At 62.8% G+C, this 16,235-nt stretch carries 13 protein-coding genes; 6 read left to right on the plus strand and 7 right to left on the minus strand.

What is annotated here, in order from left to right; genetic code table 11:
- Positions 1 to 38 precede the first annotated feature (38 nt).
- The 3 genes from M5C71_RS28810 to M5C71_RS28820 form a co-directional block, all read right to left on the minus strand.
- On the minus strand, positions 39 to 1,586 hold the full coding sequence (locus tag M5C71_RS28810; RefSeq protein ID WP_177100931.1) for a phosphoenolpyruvate carboxykinase: 1,548 nt from the start codon (positions 1,584 to 1,586) through the stop codon (positions 39 to 41).
- Positions 1,587 to 1,765: 179 nt separating this feature from the next.
- Positions 1,766 to 2,668, minus strand: coding sequence for an Hsp33 family molecular chaperone HslO (gene hslO, locus M5C71_RS28815; protein WP_248769331.1), 903 nt, complete (start codon positions 2,666 to 2,668; stop codon positions 1,766 to 1,768).
- A 134-nt stretch (positions 2,669 to 2,802) separates the two neighbouring features.
- Positions 2,803 to 3,207 (minus strand): S4 domain-containing protein, encoded by a 405-nt coding sequence (locus M5C71_RS28820; RefSeq protein WP_248769332.1) that lies wholly within the window; start codon positions 3,205 to 3,207, stop codon positions 2,803 to 2,805.
- Between the two features lie 218 nt (positions 3,208 to 3,425).
- On the opposite strand from M5C71_RS28820, the gene M5C71_RS28825 reads away from it, so the two are divergent.
- Positions 3,426 to 3,908: an ATP-dependent zinc protease gene (locus M5C71_RS28825; protein ID WP_103497980.1), complete on the plus strand. Its 483-nt coding sequence runs from the start codon at positions 3,426 to 3,428 to the stop codon at positions 3,906 to 3,908.
- Positions 3,905 to 4,810, plus strand: coding sequence for a 30S ribosomal protein S6--L-glutamate ligase (gene rimK / locus M5C71_RS28830; RefSeq protein WP_100942049.1), 906 nt, complete (start codon positions 3,905 to 3,907; stop codon positions 4,808 to 4,810). The genes M5C71_RS28825 and rimK overlap by 4 nt, the downstream gene beginning before the upstream one ends.
- Positions 4,811 to 4,813: 3 nt before the next feature.
- Here rimK and M5C71_RS28835 read toward each other — a convergent pair whose 3' ends face one another.
- Positions 4,814 to 6,127, minus strand: coding sequence for an ATP-binding protein (locus M5C71_RS28835; RefSeq protein ID WP_152736753.1), 1,314 nt, complete (start codon positions 6,125 to 6,127; stop codon positions 4,814 to 4,816).
- Between the two features lie 132 nt (positions 6,128 to 6,259).
- Positions 6,260 to 7,000: a two-component system response regulator OmpR gene (gene ompR / locus M5C71_RS28840; RefSeq protein WP_100942051.1), complete on the minus strand. Its 741-nt coding sequence runs from the start codon at positions 6,998 to 7,000 to the stop codon at positions 6,260 to 6,262.
- Positions 7,001 to 7,339: 339 nt separating this feature from the next.
- Between ompR and M5C71_RS28845 the strand changes: the two genes are divergently transcribed.
- The 3 genes from M5C71_RS28845 to gshA all read left to right on the plus strand — a co-directional run bounded on the left by M5C71_RS28845 (position 7,340) and on the right by gshA (position 11,830).
- On the plus strand, positions 7,340 to 9,664 hold the full coding sequence (locus M5C71_RS28845; protein ID WP_177100929.1) for a Tex family protein: 2,325 nt from the start codon (positions 7,340 to 7,342) through the stop codon (positions 9,662 to 9,664).
- Positions 9,664 to 10,047 (plus strand): PaaI family thioesterase, encoded by a 384-nt coding sequence (locus tag M5C71_RS28850; RefSeq protein WP_103499807.1) that lies wholly within the window; start codon positions 9,664 to 9,666, stop codon positions 10,045 to 10,047. Before M5C71_RS28845 ends, M5C71_RS28850 begins: the two co-directional genes overlap by 1 nt.
- A gap of 199 nt (positions 10,048 to 10,246) precedes the next feature.
- Entirely contained in the window at positions 10,247 to 11,830 is a 1,584-nt protein-coding gene (gene gshA / locus M5C71_RS28855) for a glutamate--cysteine ligase (protein ID WP_103499806.1), read from the plus strand.
- A 177-nt stretch (positions 11,831 to 12,007) separates the two neighbouring features.
- Here the strand turns inward: gshA and argA are convergent, their stop codons facing one another.
- Entirely contained in the window at positions 12,008 to 13,306 is a 1,299-nt protein-coding gene (gene argA, locus M5C71_RS28860) for an amino-acid N-acetyltransferase (protein WP_103495539.1), read from the minus strand.
- 144 nt (positions 13,307 to 13,450) lie between these two features.
- A complete protein-coding gene (argE, locus tag M5C71_RS28865) occupies positions 13,451 to 14,611 on the minus strand; it encodes an acetylornithine deacetylase (protein ID WP_103495538.1) in 1,161 nt (386 codons plus the stop codon).
- Between the two features lie 158 nt (positions 14,612 to 14,769).
- Between argE and M5C71_RS28870 the strand changes: the two genes are divergently transcribed.
- Positions 14,770 to 16,137, plus strand: a complete 1,368-nt coding sequence (locus tag M5C71_RS28870; protein ID WP_248769333.1) for a CYTH domain-containing protein — start codon at positions 14,770 to 14,772, stop codon at positions 16,135 to 16,137.
- Positions 16,138 to 16,235: the final 98 nt, after the last annotated feature.

Consider the following 16,235-nt stretch of genomic DNA (forward strand, 5'->3'; position numbering starts at 1 on the left):
CGAAGGGCGGTTTTCTTGAGGCGGATAACCAGACTCGATTACAACTTCGGCCCAGCCGCCTTGATCGCGTCGCTCACGTCGAACTTCTTGAAGTTCTCGATGAACAGACCCGCCAGCGCTTTCGCCGCTTCGTCGTAGGCAGCCTTGTCAGCCCAGGTGTTGCGTGGGTTCAACAGGCCAGTCTCGACGCCCGGTACGGCCAATGGCACGTCCAGGTTGATGGTGTCCAGGTGCTCGGTCTCGGCACCAATCAACGCGCCGCTCTGGATCGCGGCAATCACGCCACGAGTCGTCGGGATATTGAAGCGCTTGCCAACGCCGTAGCCGCCGCCGGTCCAACCGGTGTTGACCAGGTAGACCTTGGAACCGAAACCACGGATACGCTTGATCAGCAGTTCAGCGTATTCGCCAGCCGGACGCGGGAAGAACGGCGCGCCGAAGCAGGTGGAGAAGGTCGACTTGATGCCGGCGCCCGAACCCATTTCAGTCGAGCCCACCAGAGCGGTGTAGCCGGACAGGAAGTGGTAAGCGGCCTGTTCTTCGCTGAGGATCGACACCGGTGGCAGTACGCCGGTCAGGTCGCAGGTCAGGAAGATCACGGCGTTTGGCTCGCCACCGAGGTTTTTCGGTGCGCGTTTTTCGATCAGTTCGCGCGGGTAGGCCGCACGGCTGTTCTGGGTCAGGCTGTCGTCGGCGTAGTCGGCCTTCTTGTTGGCGTCCAGCACGACGTTTTCCAGCACGGCGCCGTGCTGGATGGCTTTCCAGATCACCGGCTCGTTCTTCTCGGACAGGTCGATGCACTTGGCATAGCAACCGCCTTCGATGTTGAACACCACGCCCACGCCCCAGCCGTGTTCGTCGTCACCGATCAGGTAACGGCTTTCGTCAGCCGACAGGGTGGTCTTGCCGGTGCCCGACAGACCGAAGAACAGGGTCACGTCGCCTTCTTCGCCCATGTTGGCCGCGCAGTGCATCGGCAGTACATCGACGGCCGGCAGCAGGAAGTTCTGCACCGAGAACAGGGCTTTTTTCATCTCGCCGGCGTAACGCATGCCGGCGATCAGGACTTTCCTGGCCGCGAAGTTGAGGATCACGGTGCCGTCGGAGTTGGTGCCGTCACGCTCTGGCACGCACTCGAACTCCGGCACGTTGAGGATTTGCCACTCGTCCTTGCCACCGGCGTTGTACTGGCCGGCTTCCGGGTTGATGAACAGGCAACGGCCGAACAGGTTGTGCCAGGCAGTACCGGTGGTCATCTTGACCGGCAGGTAGTGCGCCGGGTCGGAACCGACGTGCACGTGGGAAACAAAACGCTCGCGCTCGCCGATAAAGGCTTCAACGCGGTTCCACAGGGCATCGAACTTGTCGGCCGGGAACTTGCGGTTGATCGGGCCCCAGGCAATGGCGTCCTGGGTGGAAGGCTCTTCGACGATAAAACGGTCGACCGGCGAACGACCGGTACGGTGACCGGTGCGCACGACCAGCGCGCCGGTGTCGGCGAGTTCGCCTTCACCACGAGCCAGGGCTTCTTTTACCAGATCGTCAACACTCAGATCGGTGTACACGGCATTGTTTGCTTGCGTCATGAGATTCCCCGTCGGCCACTGGCCGAGTGCTCCAAACGTTTTGTAGTAGAAAGTCGTGCACTACTACCGCGAAAAAAGTGGGCCGGATTATGCCAGAAAAGCCCAAAAAGAGTAGGGTCCTCCTGTCAGAACGCCCGTTTTCTGTCGTTTGACAGGAGATTTACCTGCGCTGAACCGTTTTAGTGACGAGTATCTGACGGGGTGTCGACGCCGGCACCGGCGAACAATTGCGAAACATCGGCGGCGTCGAACAGGTAACGCTGGTTGCAGAACTGGCAATCGACCTCGATATGGCCACCGTGTTCGACCACCAGTTGCTGCGCATCTTCCAGCCCCAGGCTGACCAGCGCGTTGCCCGAACGCTCCCGCGAACAGCTGCAATGGAAACGCAGCGGCTGGAGGTCGAACAGGCGCACGGCCTCTTCGTGGTAGAGGCGGTGCAGGACGGTTTCGTTGTCCAGGCTCAGCAGCTCGTCAGCGGTCAGGGTGCTGGCCATGGCGGTCAGGTGCTGCCAGCTGGCGTCGCGCTCTTCCTGCTCGCGCAGGTGGTCGGCGGGCAGTTGTTGCAGCAGCATGCCACGGGCACGGCGACCGTCGGCGTGGAGCCAGAAGCGTGTGCCGACCTGCTGGGACATGACGAAGTAGTTGGTGAAACACTCCGACAGGGTTTCGCCGTCCAGGTCGACAATGCCCTGGTAGCGCTGGCCCTGGGTCGGATCGACGGTCAGGGCGAGGACGCCATTGGGCATCAGGTCGGCCAGGGTCGCGTCAGCCGGGATCAGTGCCTCGTCGTAGCGAGCCAGACCACGGATCTCGCGCTCGCTGGAGCATTCGATCATCAGCAGCGGCACCGGGCCTTCGGAACGCGCCTGGAGAATCAGCAGGCCGTCGAACTTCAGGGTACCGACCAGCAACGACGCGGCGGCCATCAGCTCGCCGAGCAGTTGCGCGATAGGCTCCGGGTAGGGGTGCTTGGCCAGTACTTCGGCGTAGCTGCGCTCCAGCGACACCAATTCGCCGCGGGTGTCGCTGTCATCGAAGATGAAGCGCTGGGTGTAGTCGGTGTCCGGTAGGTCTGACATAGGTATCAATTCTGGAAGTAGGAATAGGGGTGTTCTGCCCAGGGAAGTGAGCATTTTATGAACAAACGGGATTTGTACCAAGCAACATGGGGGCGAATGGCGCTCAGTCAAGGACTGAGGCGACGCGCTGCGCCCTATTCGGCGCCGCTGCCACGAAACTTGAACAGATCGCGTCGCTGTTTCTTGCTCGGCTTGCCGTCGGTGGTCAGGCCCAGCGCACCGGCCTTGCGTTGCGCCGCCGCGGCTTCGCGCTTGGCCAGGCTCTGCTCGGTCTCAGCATAGAGCGTCTGCGCTTCGGGAGCGCCGCGACGGACCAGCGACAGCGCCTGCACCACCACGGTCCGTTCGTCGAAACCGGTGCGAATCTGGATCTCGTCGCCCACCCGTGGCTCCTTGCCCGGCTTGCAGCGCAAGCCGCGACAATGCACCTTGCCGCTTTCAATCGCCGCCTTGGCCAGGGCACGGGTCTTATAGAAGCGCGCCGCCCACAACCACTTGTCCAACCGAACCTTGTCGTCCTCTTCCGCTTTCTGCGCCACTGTCCTTCCTCAAACTGAAATATTGTCGAACTGTACTACCGTTGCCGTCGAAGCTGAATGGTCCTGGCCAGTCTAGAATGCCAGGTGATCCAGGGGGTAATTTCACGACCTGAAACAGGTCGCAGAGATAACTATCGCCATTTACCCGATATTCTGCGTGAATACCGCAATTACGGCTGCCGGGCAGCCAGAGCGCCTTTCTCCACCGGTTGAGCATTTTGAAGACATTTGACCATTTGACTGTTGTGGGTCTGCGCGAGTGGGTGGCGCTTCCGGATTTGGGAGTCGCCGGCCTGCGGGCGAAAATCGACACCGGTGCCAGCACCTCCAGCCTGCACGCCACCGAAATCGAGCCCTTCGAGCGCGACGGTGAGAAGTGGGTGCGTTTCACCGCCCACCTGGGCAGCGTGGTGCAATTGCGTCACCGCCGCTGCGAAGCGCCGTTGCTGACGATGAAGACCATCAAGAGCTCCAACGGCCATGCCCAGGTGCGTTATGTGATCGCCACCACCCTGGCCCTGGGCGACCGGGTCTGGCAGGTGCAGTTCACCCTCGCCTGCCGCAAAGCCATGCGTTATCGCCTGTTGCTCGGTTCCAAAGCCCTGATCGATGGCCAGTTGGTGGTCAATCCAGAGCACAAATACGTTCAAGACAAGCCGGTTTTCCCGGTCACTACTACCTCTGCCACAGGTGTTGCATGAAGATCGCTGTGCTGTCGCGTAACCCGCGTCTGTATTCCACTCGTCGCCTGGTAGAGGCCGGCGTTGCCCGCGGCCATGAGATGGTGGTGGTCGACACCCTGCGAGCCTATATGAACATCGCCAGCCACAAGCCGCAGATCCACTATCGCGGCAAGCCCCTGGAGGGTTTCGATGCGGTGATCCCGCGGATCGGCGCCTCGGTGACCTTTTATGGCTGCGCGGTGCTGCGCCAGTTCGAAATGATGGGGGTGTTTCCCCTCAACGAGTCGGTGGCCATCGCTCGCTCGCGGGACAAGCTGCGTTCGCTGCAGTTGCTGTCGCGGCGCGGGATCGGCTTGCCGGTGACCGGTTTTGCCCACTCGCCGGACGATATTCCCGACCTGATCGCCATGGTCAACGGCGCACCGCTGGTGATCAAGGTGCTCGAGGGCACCCAGGGTATCGGCGTGGTGCTGTGCGAAACGGCGACGGCGGCGGAGTCGGTGATCGAGGCGTTCATGGGCCTGAAGCAGGACATCATGGTCCAGGAGTACATCAAGGAAGCCGGTGGTGCCGATATCCGCTGCTTCGTGGTGGGCGACAAGGTGATTGCGTCGATGAAGCGCCAGGCCAAGCCCGGGGAGTTCCGCTCCAACCTGCATCGTGGCGGCAGCGCCAGCCTGATCAAGATCACCCCGGAAGAACGCATGACCGCGATTCGCGCGGCCAAGGTGATGGGCCTGAGCGTGGCCGGGGTGGATATCCTGCGCTCCAATCACGGCCCGCTGGTGATGGAGGTGAACTCCTCGCCTGGCCTTGAGGGCATCGAGGTGACCACCGGCAAGGATGTGGCCGGGATCATCATCGAGCACATCGAGAAGAACGGCGGCCCGAACATGACCCGGACCAAGGGTAAAGGCTGATTTCTACACCGCGTCGCGAGGCAGCATCAACCCCAGCGGCAAACGAACCCGCGCTTCCAGGCCGCCACCGGTGCGGTTGCGTAGTTCGACATTGCCGCCATGCATCGAGGCGATCCGCCTGACAATCGCCAGCCCCAGGCCCGTGCCCTTGCCGCCACGGGCCTTGTCGCCCCGGGTGAAGGGATTGAAGATGCCTTCCAGCTCCGCCGGATCAATCCCCGTCCCTCGGTCCATGACGCTCAGTACCACGTACGGCGCGCTGCTGTCGCCCGAAACATAGGCCGCCACTTCCACGCCCTCGCCGGCATGGTGCAAGGCGTTGCCGATCAGGTTATTCAACAGCCGCTTCATCGACACCCGGCGCAACGGGAACGGCTGGATCGGTTGCAACCGCGTGCGTACCCGCTCTTCGCTCTGGTTATAGGGCGCCACCACTTCGCGCACCAGCTCGCTCAGGTCGACCTCTTCCACCGACTCGTCGCGACCGTCGCGGATAAAGGCGAGGAACTGGTCGAGGATGGCGTCCATGTCCTCGATATCCCGGACCATCTCATCGCTGAGATCGTCATGACTGCCCATCAGCTCCAGTGACAGACGCAGCCGCGTCAACGGCGTACGCAAGTCATGGGACACACCTGCCAGCATCAACTCCCGTTCTCGACCCGCCTGTTCGACGTCCTCGGCCATCTGGTTGAAGGCCCGGTACACCTCGGTCATTTCGCTGGGGGTATCACTGATCGGCAGCCGTACGCTGCGCCCCTGGCCGAGTTGCCGCGCGGCATCCACCAGACGCTTCAACGGCTGGTTGAGCTGACTGACAAAGATCCACGCCGATGCGGTGGAGAGCAGCCCGATGGCCAGGAACCAGCCCAGCACGCTCCAGATTTTCTGCCCGCGCAGCGGATGCGGATACAGCGGCACTTTCAGCCAGCCGGCACCCAGGCTCGGCGCCCGCACCCAGAGGGCCGGCGGCGAGTGCATGCGCAACCGCACCTCGGTGTCGGCACCCAACTCGGCCTGCATCTGGCGCTGGTAGATCTCACTGTAGGGCCAGTGCTGTTCACCTTCCGGCACCCCACCGCTGACCACCCGGATCAAGCCGGCGGCATCGGCGATCTTGTCGCGATCGTCCTCGTCCGCCGCCCAATAGGCACGCAGGGTCAGGGCCACGCCGTGACTGTACTGACGGTCCACCAGCACGTCTTCGTTCATCAGCAGGTACACCAGGGTCAGTGCCTTGGAGAACAGCACGACGATCAGCACCAGCCAGAGGGTACGGGCGAAGAAACTTTGGGGGAACCAGAGAGGGGTTTTCATGGGCAGCCGCTGGACACTTTGCAGAGGCGAGCGGGCGGGCTCGCATATTGCGGATTGCGACTCGCCCGGGGTTTACCCGGGCGAATCGTTCCTACCGATCAACAGGCACCCGTCAACAGGCACCGGGCATCGTCACTTGGTCGCGGCGCCGTCCGGCACGAACACGTAACCCACGCCCCAGACGGTCTGGATATAGCGCGGCTTGGACGGATCCGGTTCGATCATGCGGCGCAGACGGGAGATCTGCACGTCAATGGAACGCTCCAGCGCATCCCATTCACGACCACGGGCCAGGTTCATCAGCTTGTCGCGGGTCAGCGGCTCGCGGGCATGCATGACCAGCGCCTTGAGCACGGCGAACTCGCCGGTGGTGAGCATGTGCACTTCTTCGCCGCGCTTGAGTTCGCGAGTGGCCAGGGACAGCTCGTAGTCACCGAAGGTCACGCTCTCGTCTTCGCTGCCCGGTGCGCCCGGCACCGGTGCCGACTGGCGACGCAACACCGCCTTGACCCGGGCCATCAGCTCATCGGGGTTGAAGGGTTTGGCCAGGTAATCGTCGGCGCCCAGCTCCAGGCCCTTGATCCGGCTCAGCTCATCGCCCTTGGCGGTGAGCATGATGATCGGCACCTGGTTGTTCGCCGCGCGCAGGCGACGGCAGGCGGTCAGGCCGTCTTCGCCGGGCAGCATCAGGTCGAGGACCACCAGGTTGAAAACTTCACGGGACAGCAGGCGGTCCATCTGTTCGGTGTTCGCCACTGCGCGGGCGCGATAGCCCTTGCTGGTGAAAAAACGTTCCAGCAGGCTGCTCAGCCCGGGATCGTCATCAACGATGAGTATTTTTTCGCCTTCAGCAGGGTTTGCAGTGCTGCTCATTGGATGCTCCTTTGATCTCGGCACGCATTATGGGCCCAGCGGCCCTTATCCGTATCCGGTGCATTGTTAGCAGATTTTTCCTCAACTACCAGTAAACGCTCTAAAGGCACAGCGCGGGTGCACAATCCCCGCAAGCCCGGAACGCTGGTTATAATGCGCCGCCTCTTGTCTCAGGCAACGTCTGATCATTGCTGTGGCGTGCCGCTCTTTATTTTCCAAGGCACACAGCAATGTGCTGATTTCATGGGTCTCAAGGCTGCCTTTTGATCCCAAACCAGATTCGTCCCGATGGCTTGAGAGCCTCGACGCGTCTGCTTTCACACTTTGTCAGGTGGTTTTATGGACAGCATCAACAGCCGCATCGCCGAAGAACTCGGCGTCCGCCCACAACAGGTCGAAGCGGCCGTCGCTCTACTGGATGAGGGCTCCACCGTGCCCTTCATCGCGCGCTACCGCAAGGAAGTGACCGGCAGCCTGGATGACATCCAGCTGCGTCACCTGGAAGAGCGCCTGCGCTACCTGCGAGAACTCGACGAACGGCGCATCAGCATCCTCGCCAGCATCGAGGAGCAAGGCAAGCTGACTCCGGAATTGGCCCGCGATATCAAGCTGGCCGACACCAAGACCCGCCTCGAAGACCTTTACCTGCCGTACAAGCAGAAACGCCGCACCAAGGGCCAGATCGCCCTGGAAGCCGGCCTCGGCGAGTTGGCGGACGGCCTGTTCAACGACCCGATGCTGAATCCGGAAGTCGAAGCCGCGCGCTTCGTCGACGGTGAAAAAGGCGTAGCGGACGTGAAGGCGGCCCTGGAAGGCGCCAAGTACATCCTGATGGAACGCTTCGCCGAAGACGCCGGCCTGCTGGACAAGCTGCGCAACTACCTCAAGCAGGAAGCCACCCTGAGTGCCCGGGTCATCGCCGGCAAGGAAGAAGAAGGTGCCAAGTTCCGCGACTACTTCGAACACGACGAGCCGCTGAAAAGCATGCCGTCGCACCGCGCCCTGGCGATTTTCCGTGGCCGCAACGAAGGCATCCTCAGCTCCGCGCTGAAGGTCGGCGACGAGCAGCCGGGCAGCATGCACCCGTGCGAAGGCATGATCGGCCAGCAGTTCGGCATCCAGAACCAGAACCGTCCCGCCGATAAATGGCTGGGCGAAGTGGTGCGCTGGACCTGGAAGGTCAAGCTCTACACCCACCTGGAAACCGACCTGCTGGGCGAGCTGCGCGACGGCGCGGAAACCGAGGCGATCAATGTGTTCGCCCACAACCTGCACGACCTGCTGCTGGCCGCCCCGGCCGGCCCGCGCGCCACCCTGGGCCTCGACCCGGGCCTGCGTACCGGCTGCAAGGTCGCGGTGGTGGACTCCACCGGCAAGCTGCTGGACCACGCCACCGTCTACCCCCACGTGCCACACAACAAGTGGGACCAGACCCTCGCCGTGCTCGCCGCCCTGTGCGCCAAGCATTCGGTGGACCTGATCGCCATCGGCAACGGCACCGCCAGCCGCGAAACCGACAAGCTGGCCGCCGAGCTGATCAAGAAATACCCGGCCATGAAGATGACCAAGGTCATGGTGTCCGAAGCCGGCGCCTCGGTGTACTCGGCCTCTGAACTGGCCTCCAAGGAATTCCCCGACCTGGATGTGTCGATCCGTGGCGCCGTGTCCATTGCCCGCCGCCTGCAGGACCCGCTGGCCGAGCTGGTGAAGATCGACCCGAAATCCATCGGTGTCGGCCAGTACCAGCACGACGTGTCCCAGCTCAAGCTGGCCCGTGGCCTGGATGCGGTGGTGGAAGACTGCGTGAACGCCGTCGGCGTCGACGTGAACACCGCCTCGGTGGCGTTGCTGGCGCGGATTTCCGGCCTCAACCCGACCCTGGCACAGAATATCGTCAACCACCGCGATGAAAACGGCGCGTTCAAGACCCGCGCCGCGCTGAAGAAAGTCGCCCGTCTGGGCGAGAAGACCTTCGAGCAGGCCGCCGGCTTCCTGCGGGTGATGAACGGCGACAATCCGCTGGACTCCTCCGCCGTGCACCCGGAAGCCTACCCGCTGGTGCAGCGCATCGCCGCAGAAACCGACCGCGACATCCGTTCGCTGATCGGCGACGCCAGCTTCCTCAAGCGCCTGGACCCGAAGAAATTCACCGATGAAACCTTCGGCCTGCCCACCGTCACCGACATTCTCCAGGAATTGGAGAAGCCGGGCCGCGACCCGCGTCCCGAGTTCAAGACCGCAGCGTTCCAGGACGGCGTCGAAGACCTCAAGGACCTGGAGCCGGGGATGATTCTCGAAGGCGTGGTGACCAACGTCACCAACTTCGGTGCCTTTGTCGATATCGGCGTACACCAGGACGGCCTGGTGCACATTTCGGCGCTGTCCGAGAAGTTCATCAAGGACCCCCGTGAAGCGGTGAAAGCCGGCGATGTGGTGAAGGTCAAGGTCATGGAAGTCGATATCCCGCGCAAACGCGTCGGCCTGTCGATGCGCATGAGCGACACCCCGGGCGAGAAAGTCGACGGGGCCCGTGGCTCGCGTCCGGGCTCGGCACCACGGCCGTCGCAGAACAGCGCGCCGCGCAAGGAAAGCACCCCGGCCGCGCCAAGCAACAATGCCATGGCTTCGCTGTTCGCCAACGCAAAACAGTTGAAGAAACGCTGATGGACATTCCTGAGGGCCTCACCCAGAGCGCTTTCAGCGAGATGCTCGGCTGCCGCCTGCAACGCCTGGAAACCGGTGTTGCCGAGGTGGCCCTGGCGCTGGAGCCGCACCTGCGCAATCGCGGCAACGTGATGCACGGCGGGGCGATTTTCAGCCTGGTGGACATCACCATGGGACTGGCCTGCTCCAGCTCCCATGGTTTTGACCAGCGCAGCGTGACCATCGAGTGCAAGATCAACTACATGCGGGCGGTGGCCGAGGGCGAAGTGTTGTGCGTCGCCACGGTCATCCACCCCGGCCGCCGCACCCTGGTGGTCGAAGCCGAAGTGCGCCAAGGCGACAAACTTGTCGCTAAAGCACAAGGCACCTTCGCTGTTCTCTAGCCGCCCTGGCTCGATTTGGGTTAATTTCGACACTGTGAAAGCAGTGTCGGGGTTTTCCCTTTCACTGCCTCCGACCCAGGGAGGAAGTGTCGGCGTTTTCTGATATTTACCAGGCGACCACGCCAGTTCTCAACTTCACCCTTGTAGACCGTCTTGCCCACCCCCATATTGGGGCGACCGACGCGTGAAGGAATCCAACTTGAGCGAACTTCTCAACCGCCGCCTGGCTCTGCTCGGCGAGCGCGACCACCTCTCTCTGCTCGAACAGTGCCTGCACGGCATCGAGCGTGAATGCCTGCGCGTCACCGGCGTTGCTCGTCTGGCGCAGACACCGCACCCCGAAGAGCTGGGCTCCGCACTGACCAACGAACAAATCACCACCGACTATTCCGAGTCGCTGCTGGAGTTCATCACTCCCGCCCTGGCCGACCCGGCGGACACCCTGGCCAGCCTGGACAAGATCCATCGTTTTGCCTACAGCAAGCTCGGCAACGAGTACCTGTGGAGCCCGTCGATGCCTTGCCCGTTGCCGGCGGAAGAAGATATTCCGATCGCCTATTACGGCACCTCGAATATCGGCAAGCTCAAGTATGTGTACCGCCAGGGCCTGGCCCTGCGCTACGGCAAGACCATGCAGTGCATTGCCGGGATTCACTACAATTTCTCCCTGCCGGAACAGCTCTGGCCCGTGCTCAAGCAGGCAGAGGGTTTCGTCGGCACGGACCGCGACTACCAGTCGCTGGCCTACATCGCGATGATCCGCAACTTCCGCCGATACAGCTGGCTGCTGATGTACCTGTTCGGTGCATCGCCGGCCCTGGACGCCGGTTTCCTGCGCGGGCGTGCCCATTCGCTGGAACAGTTCGACGCCGATACGCTGTACCTGCCCTACGCCACCAGCCTGCGCATGAGCGACCTGGGTTACCAGAGCAACGCCCAGGCCGGCCTGACGCCCTGCTACAACGACCTGGACAGCTACATCGACAGCCTGCGCAAGGCGGTGGCCACTCCCTACGCACCTTACGTAGAGATTGGCACACACAAGGATGGTGAGTGGGTACAGCTCAACACCAACATCCTGCAGATCGAAAACGAGTACTACTCCAATATTCGCCCCAAACGCGTGACCTACACCGGCGAGCGGCCGATCCAGGCGCTGATGGCCCGTGGCGTGCAGTATGTCGAGGCGCGCTGCCTGGACATCAACCCATTCCTGCCGACCGGTATCGATCTGACCGAGGCGCGTTTCCTCGATGCGTTCCTGCTGTATTGCGCGCTGAACGACAGTCCGCTGTTCGAAAACAACGAGTGCGGCAATGCCACCTCGAACTTCCTCAGCGTGGTCAAGGAAGGTCGGCGCCCGGGCCTGCAATTGCAGCGTCGGGGTGAGGCGGTGGGCCTGAAGGAATGGGCCAACGAGTTGCTGGAGAAGATCGCGCCGCTGGCGGCGTTGCTGGACCGCAGCCATGGTGGTGATAGTCACGCCAAGGCGCTGGACGAGCAGCTTGCCAAGGTCAAGGATTCGTCCCTGACACCATCGGCCCAGGTGTTGGCGAGCATGACCGCGCACAAGGAAAGCTTCGCGCAGTTCTCGATGCGCCAGAGCCAGGCCCATGCCGAGTTCTTCCGCAGTCAGCCGTTGAGCAAGGAAGAACAGGCCGGCTTCGAGGAAGCGGCCCGTAAATCCCTGGTGCAACAGGCTGAGCTGGAACAGAACGAGGTGGGGGATTTCGACGTGTTTGTCGGGTCGTACCAGGCGAGTATTCTGGCAATCAGTAATTGATGCGGCGTCTTCATTGACGCCTTCGCGGGCAAGCCCTGCTCCTACAGTTCCGTGTCCTACACAAGGTCAGTGGTCGACGACGTACTGTAGGAGCAGGGCTTGTCGGGACGCCGCACCGCCGCGAAGAGGCCCTTGAGACCGACAAAAAACCTCAAGGACCAGACCCGCTCATGAAGATCAGAGGGCTTTTTCGAAGATCTTCGAATTACGCTGATAGTTGTACAGCGAAGCCCGCGCGCTCGGCAGCCGTTCCACACTGCTCGGCTCAAAGCCACGCTCACGGAACCAGTGTGCCGTACGGGTCGTCAGCACGAACAAGGTCTTCAATCCCTGCTCCCGCGCCCGCGCTTCAATCCGCTCCAACAGCTCATCGCCGCGACCGCCATGGCGATACTCCGGGTTCACCGCCAGGCACGCCAACTCCCCCGCCTCTGAATCGGCAATCTGATACAACGCCGCACAGGCAATGATCATCCCCTCGCGCTCAACCACGCTGAACTGCTCGATCTCACGCTCCAGCACTTCCCGCGAACGCCGCACCAAGATGCCCTGCTCTTCCAGCGGGCTGATCAGGTCGAGCAAACCGCCGACATCTTCAATAGCCGCCTCGCGCACCAGTTCGAACTGCTCCTGGGCCACCAGCGTACCGCCGCCGTCACGGGTAAACAGCTCGGTCAACAGCGCGCCATCCTCGGCATAACTGACGATATGGCTGCGCGCCACACCGCCACGACAGGCCTGCGCCGCCGCATCCAGCAGCTCGCCCTGGTAATCGTTGCCCAGGCGCAACAGATGCGCGGGCACCTGCTGCGGACGCAGCTCGCGGACCAGCTTGCCATTTTCATCGATCAGGCCGTGATCGGCGCCGAACAGCAGGAGTTTTTCCGCCTCCAGGTCGATGGCGGCACGGGTCGCCACGTCTTCGCAGGCCAGGTTGAAGATTTCCCCGGTAGGCGAATAACCCAGCGGCGACAGCAGGACAATCGAGCGCTCGTCCAGCAGGCGGTTGATACCCCGGCGGTCGACCCGGCGCACTTCGCCGGTGTGGTGATAGTCGACGCCTTCGAGCACGCCGATCGGCCGCGCCGTGACCAGGTTGCCGCCGGCCACCCGCAGCCGCGAGCCCTGCATCGGCGAGGCGGCCAGGTCCATGGACAGGCGCGCCTCGATGGCGATCCGCAGTTGGCCGACGGCGTCGATCACGCATTCCAGGGTCGCCGCATCGGTAATCCGCATGCCGTGGTGGTAATGCGGGGTCAGGCCACGGGCCGCCAGGCGGCTTTCGATCTGCGGACGCGAGCCGTGCACCAGCACCAGCCGCACGCCCAGGCTGTGGAGCAGCACCAGGTCGTGGACGATATTGCCGAAGTTGGGGTGCTCGATACCGTCGCCAGGGAGCATGACCACGAAGGTGCAGTCCCGATGGGCATTGATATAGGGAGACGCATGGCGAAGCCAATTCACGTAATCGGGCATAAAACCTGAACCTGTATAAAAAACAGCCAATAGAAAATAGATGCAACGTCAAAACGCACAACGGGCTGTTGGTTATCGTCGGAACAGGCTTGGCGACACGCGCGCTCTCCTTGGTATCCAGGAAAAAATCAATGAGCCGCGCATTTAACGCAAGGTTGCGGCCGGGCTCAAGCAGTAATGTTGAATCAATTCACGCAGTAGATGCACGGTAGGCTGCAAACGTGACATTTCGAGGTATTCCCCCGGCTGATGCGCACACGCGATGTCGCCAGGGCCCAGGACCAGGGTTTCGCAGCCAAGGCGCTGAAGATAAGGCGCTTCGGTGCCGAATGCCACTGCCTCGGCGCGATGACCGGTGATTTTTTCCGCGACCTGGACCAGTTCCGAGTCAGCGGCCTGTTCGAACGGCGGCACTTCGGGAAACAGCGGTGCGTAGTCGATCTTCACCTGGTGCCGTTGCGCCAGGGGTTCGAGCTTGGCGCGAATCGCCGCCCGCAGCACGCTCGGGTCCATGCCCGGCAAGGGCCGCAGGTCGAATTCCAGGGAGCACTGGCCACAGATGCGGTTGGGGTTGTCGCCGCCGTGGATGCAGCCGAAGTTCAGGGTCGGCTGGGGCACGCTGAATTGCGGGTTGTTGTATTCGCGCTGCCATTGCCAGCGCAGGCCCTTGAGCTCGCCGATGGCGTCGTGCATGGCCTCCAGGGCGCTATGGCCCAGGCTCGGGTCGGAGGAGTGGCCGCTGCGCCCGAGAATCTCGATGCGCTCCATCATCACGCCCTTGTGCAGGCGGATCGGCTTCAGGCCCGTGGGTTCGCCGATCACTGCGGCGCGACCGAGGGGCCGGCCGGCTTCGGCCAGGGCCCGGGCGCCGGACATGGAGCTTTCTTCGTCGCAGGTGGCGAGGATCAGCAACGGCTGCTTGAACGGTTGCTCGAGCAGCGGGATCACCGCTTCAATGGCCAGGGCGAAAAAGCCCTTCATGTCGCAACTGCCCAGGCCGACCCAGCGGCCATCGACTTCGGTCAGTTTCAGCGGGTCGGTCTGCCACAGCGCGCCATCGAACGGTACGGTGTCGCTGTGCCCGGCCAGCACCAGGCCGCCGGGGCCGCTGCCGAAGCTGGCGAGCAGGTTGAACTTGCCGGGGCTGACCTGCTGGATATCGCAGCTGAAACCCAGGTCGCCGAGCCAGGTCGCCAGCAGGTCGATCACCGGACGGTTGGACTGATCCAGGCTCGGCTGGGTACAGCTGACCGACGGCGCGGCAACCAGCGCAGCGAATTGATCTTTCATCGACGGCAACGGCATGACGCTGACTCCCGAACTCCAAGGCGAAGCTCATCATAGAGCCATCCGGCGACTGGAATAAACCGCCGCGACGCGTGCCGCCCGCTTGTCCTGTACACTGCACGGCCTAGGCAGCCCCCTTCTCCCCGGCTGCGCTCCCGATCCTGGATTTTCCGGCCATGCAGAAAGAAACCGAAATCAAACTCCGCGTCAGCCGCGAAACCCTCGCCGCCCTGCGCGAGCACCCGCTGCTGAAAAAACGCAACAAAAGTGGCTGGGAACGTCGCGAGCTGACCAATCAGTATTTCGACACCCCCGAGCGCGACCTGGCCAAGGCCAAGGTCGCCCTGCGCCTGCGCCGTGACGGCGAAGAAGTGATCCAGACCCTCAAGACCCGCGGCCAGAGCGTCGCCGGTCTGTCGGAACGCAACGAGTACGACTGGCACCTGGCCAAGGCCAAGCTCGATGTGAAAAAACTCGACGGCGAATGCTGGCCCGAAGCGCTGGCCGAGCTGGACAAGAAAACCCTGAAGCCGATCTTCACCACCGATTTCGTCCGCGAACGCGCCGAAATCGCCTGGGGTCGCGGCAAGGCCAAGGTGGTGATCGAAGCCGCCCTGGACCTGGGCTTTGTCATCGCCGGCAAGCAGAAAGAAGAAATCTGCGAGCTGGAACTGGAATTGCGCGAAGGCGACCCGTCGGCACTGCTGGAACTGGCCGCCGAGCTGGCCGAGAAACTGGCGCTGATGCCGTGCGATATCAGCAAGGCCGAACGCGGCTATCGCCTGTTCGACGCCAACAGCTATTCGCTGAGCCTGCCGGCCCCGCAGTTGAGCGCCGAGATGCCGCTGGACGATGCGTTCGCCGCCTTGGGCTGGCATTTGCTCGCCAGCAGCCAGCGACTGGCCGAACAATATCGCTTCAATGGTCACTGGCGCTTGCTGCAGGACTGGGTCGCGCAGTTGACCGAGTTGCGCGCCCTGCTCGGCAGCCTCGGCCAGGCCGCGCCACGGCAATCCACCAGCGAACTGCGCAGCGCCCTGGATGCGTTGCTGGAAGACTGGCGCCCACTGGTCCACGCCGGCCAGGAAGACGAAGACGTGCGCAAGGCCGCGCCGGAGCAGTTCCTGGAAGAGCTGGAAGATGTGCGCTGGGGCCTGTTCTCGCTGAACACCTCGCGCTGGTTGCTGGCCCGTAGCTGGACCGCCGAGCGCACCACCCGCGGTAATCGCCAGGGCGCGGCCCAGTTGCAGAACTGGTTGCCACGGCTGCTGGCCGAAGAAGCCACCTCGTTGCAACTGGGACGCTACCAGCAGCAACCGGAAGACCTCGCCGAACAACTGCCGCGTATCGAGCGTATCCAGGCATGGCTGCATCTGGCCCGTGGCGTGCTGGAGTTGCCGGAGCTGGATCGCCTGTTCGGTGAAATGAACAAGCTGGCGCAACTGGCCGAGACCGATATCAGCGATGAAGTGCTGGAGGCCCGGGTGCAGCAGGCGCTGGCGGTGTTCCAGAGCCGTGCCTGGAAGACCTTGTTGCGTCTGTAACGCCCCAGCGCGGTCCACTGTAGGAGCCGGCTTGCTGGCGATGCGATCAGATAGCCGACATCGTTGTCGCCTGATAAATCGCTATCGCCAGCAAGCCG

This window comes from Pseudomonas sp. MWU12-2345, assembly GCF_023242385.1.
In the GTDB taxonomy this organism is placed as follows: domain Bacteria; phylum Pseudomonadota; class Gammaproteobacteria; order Pseudomonadales; family Pseudomonadaceae; genus Aquipseudomonas; species Aquipseudomonas gingeri_D.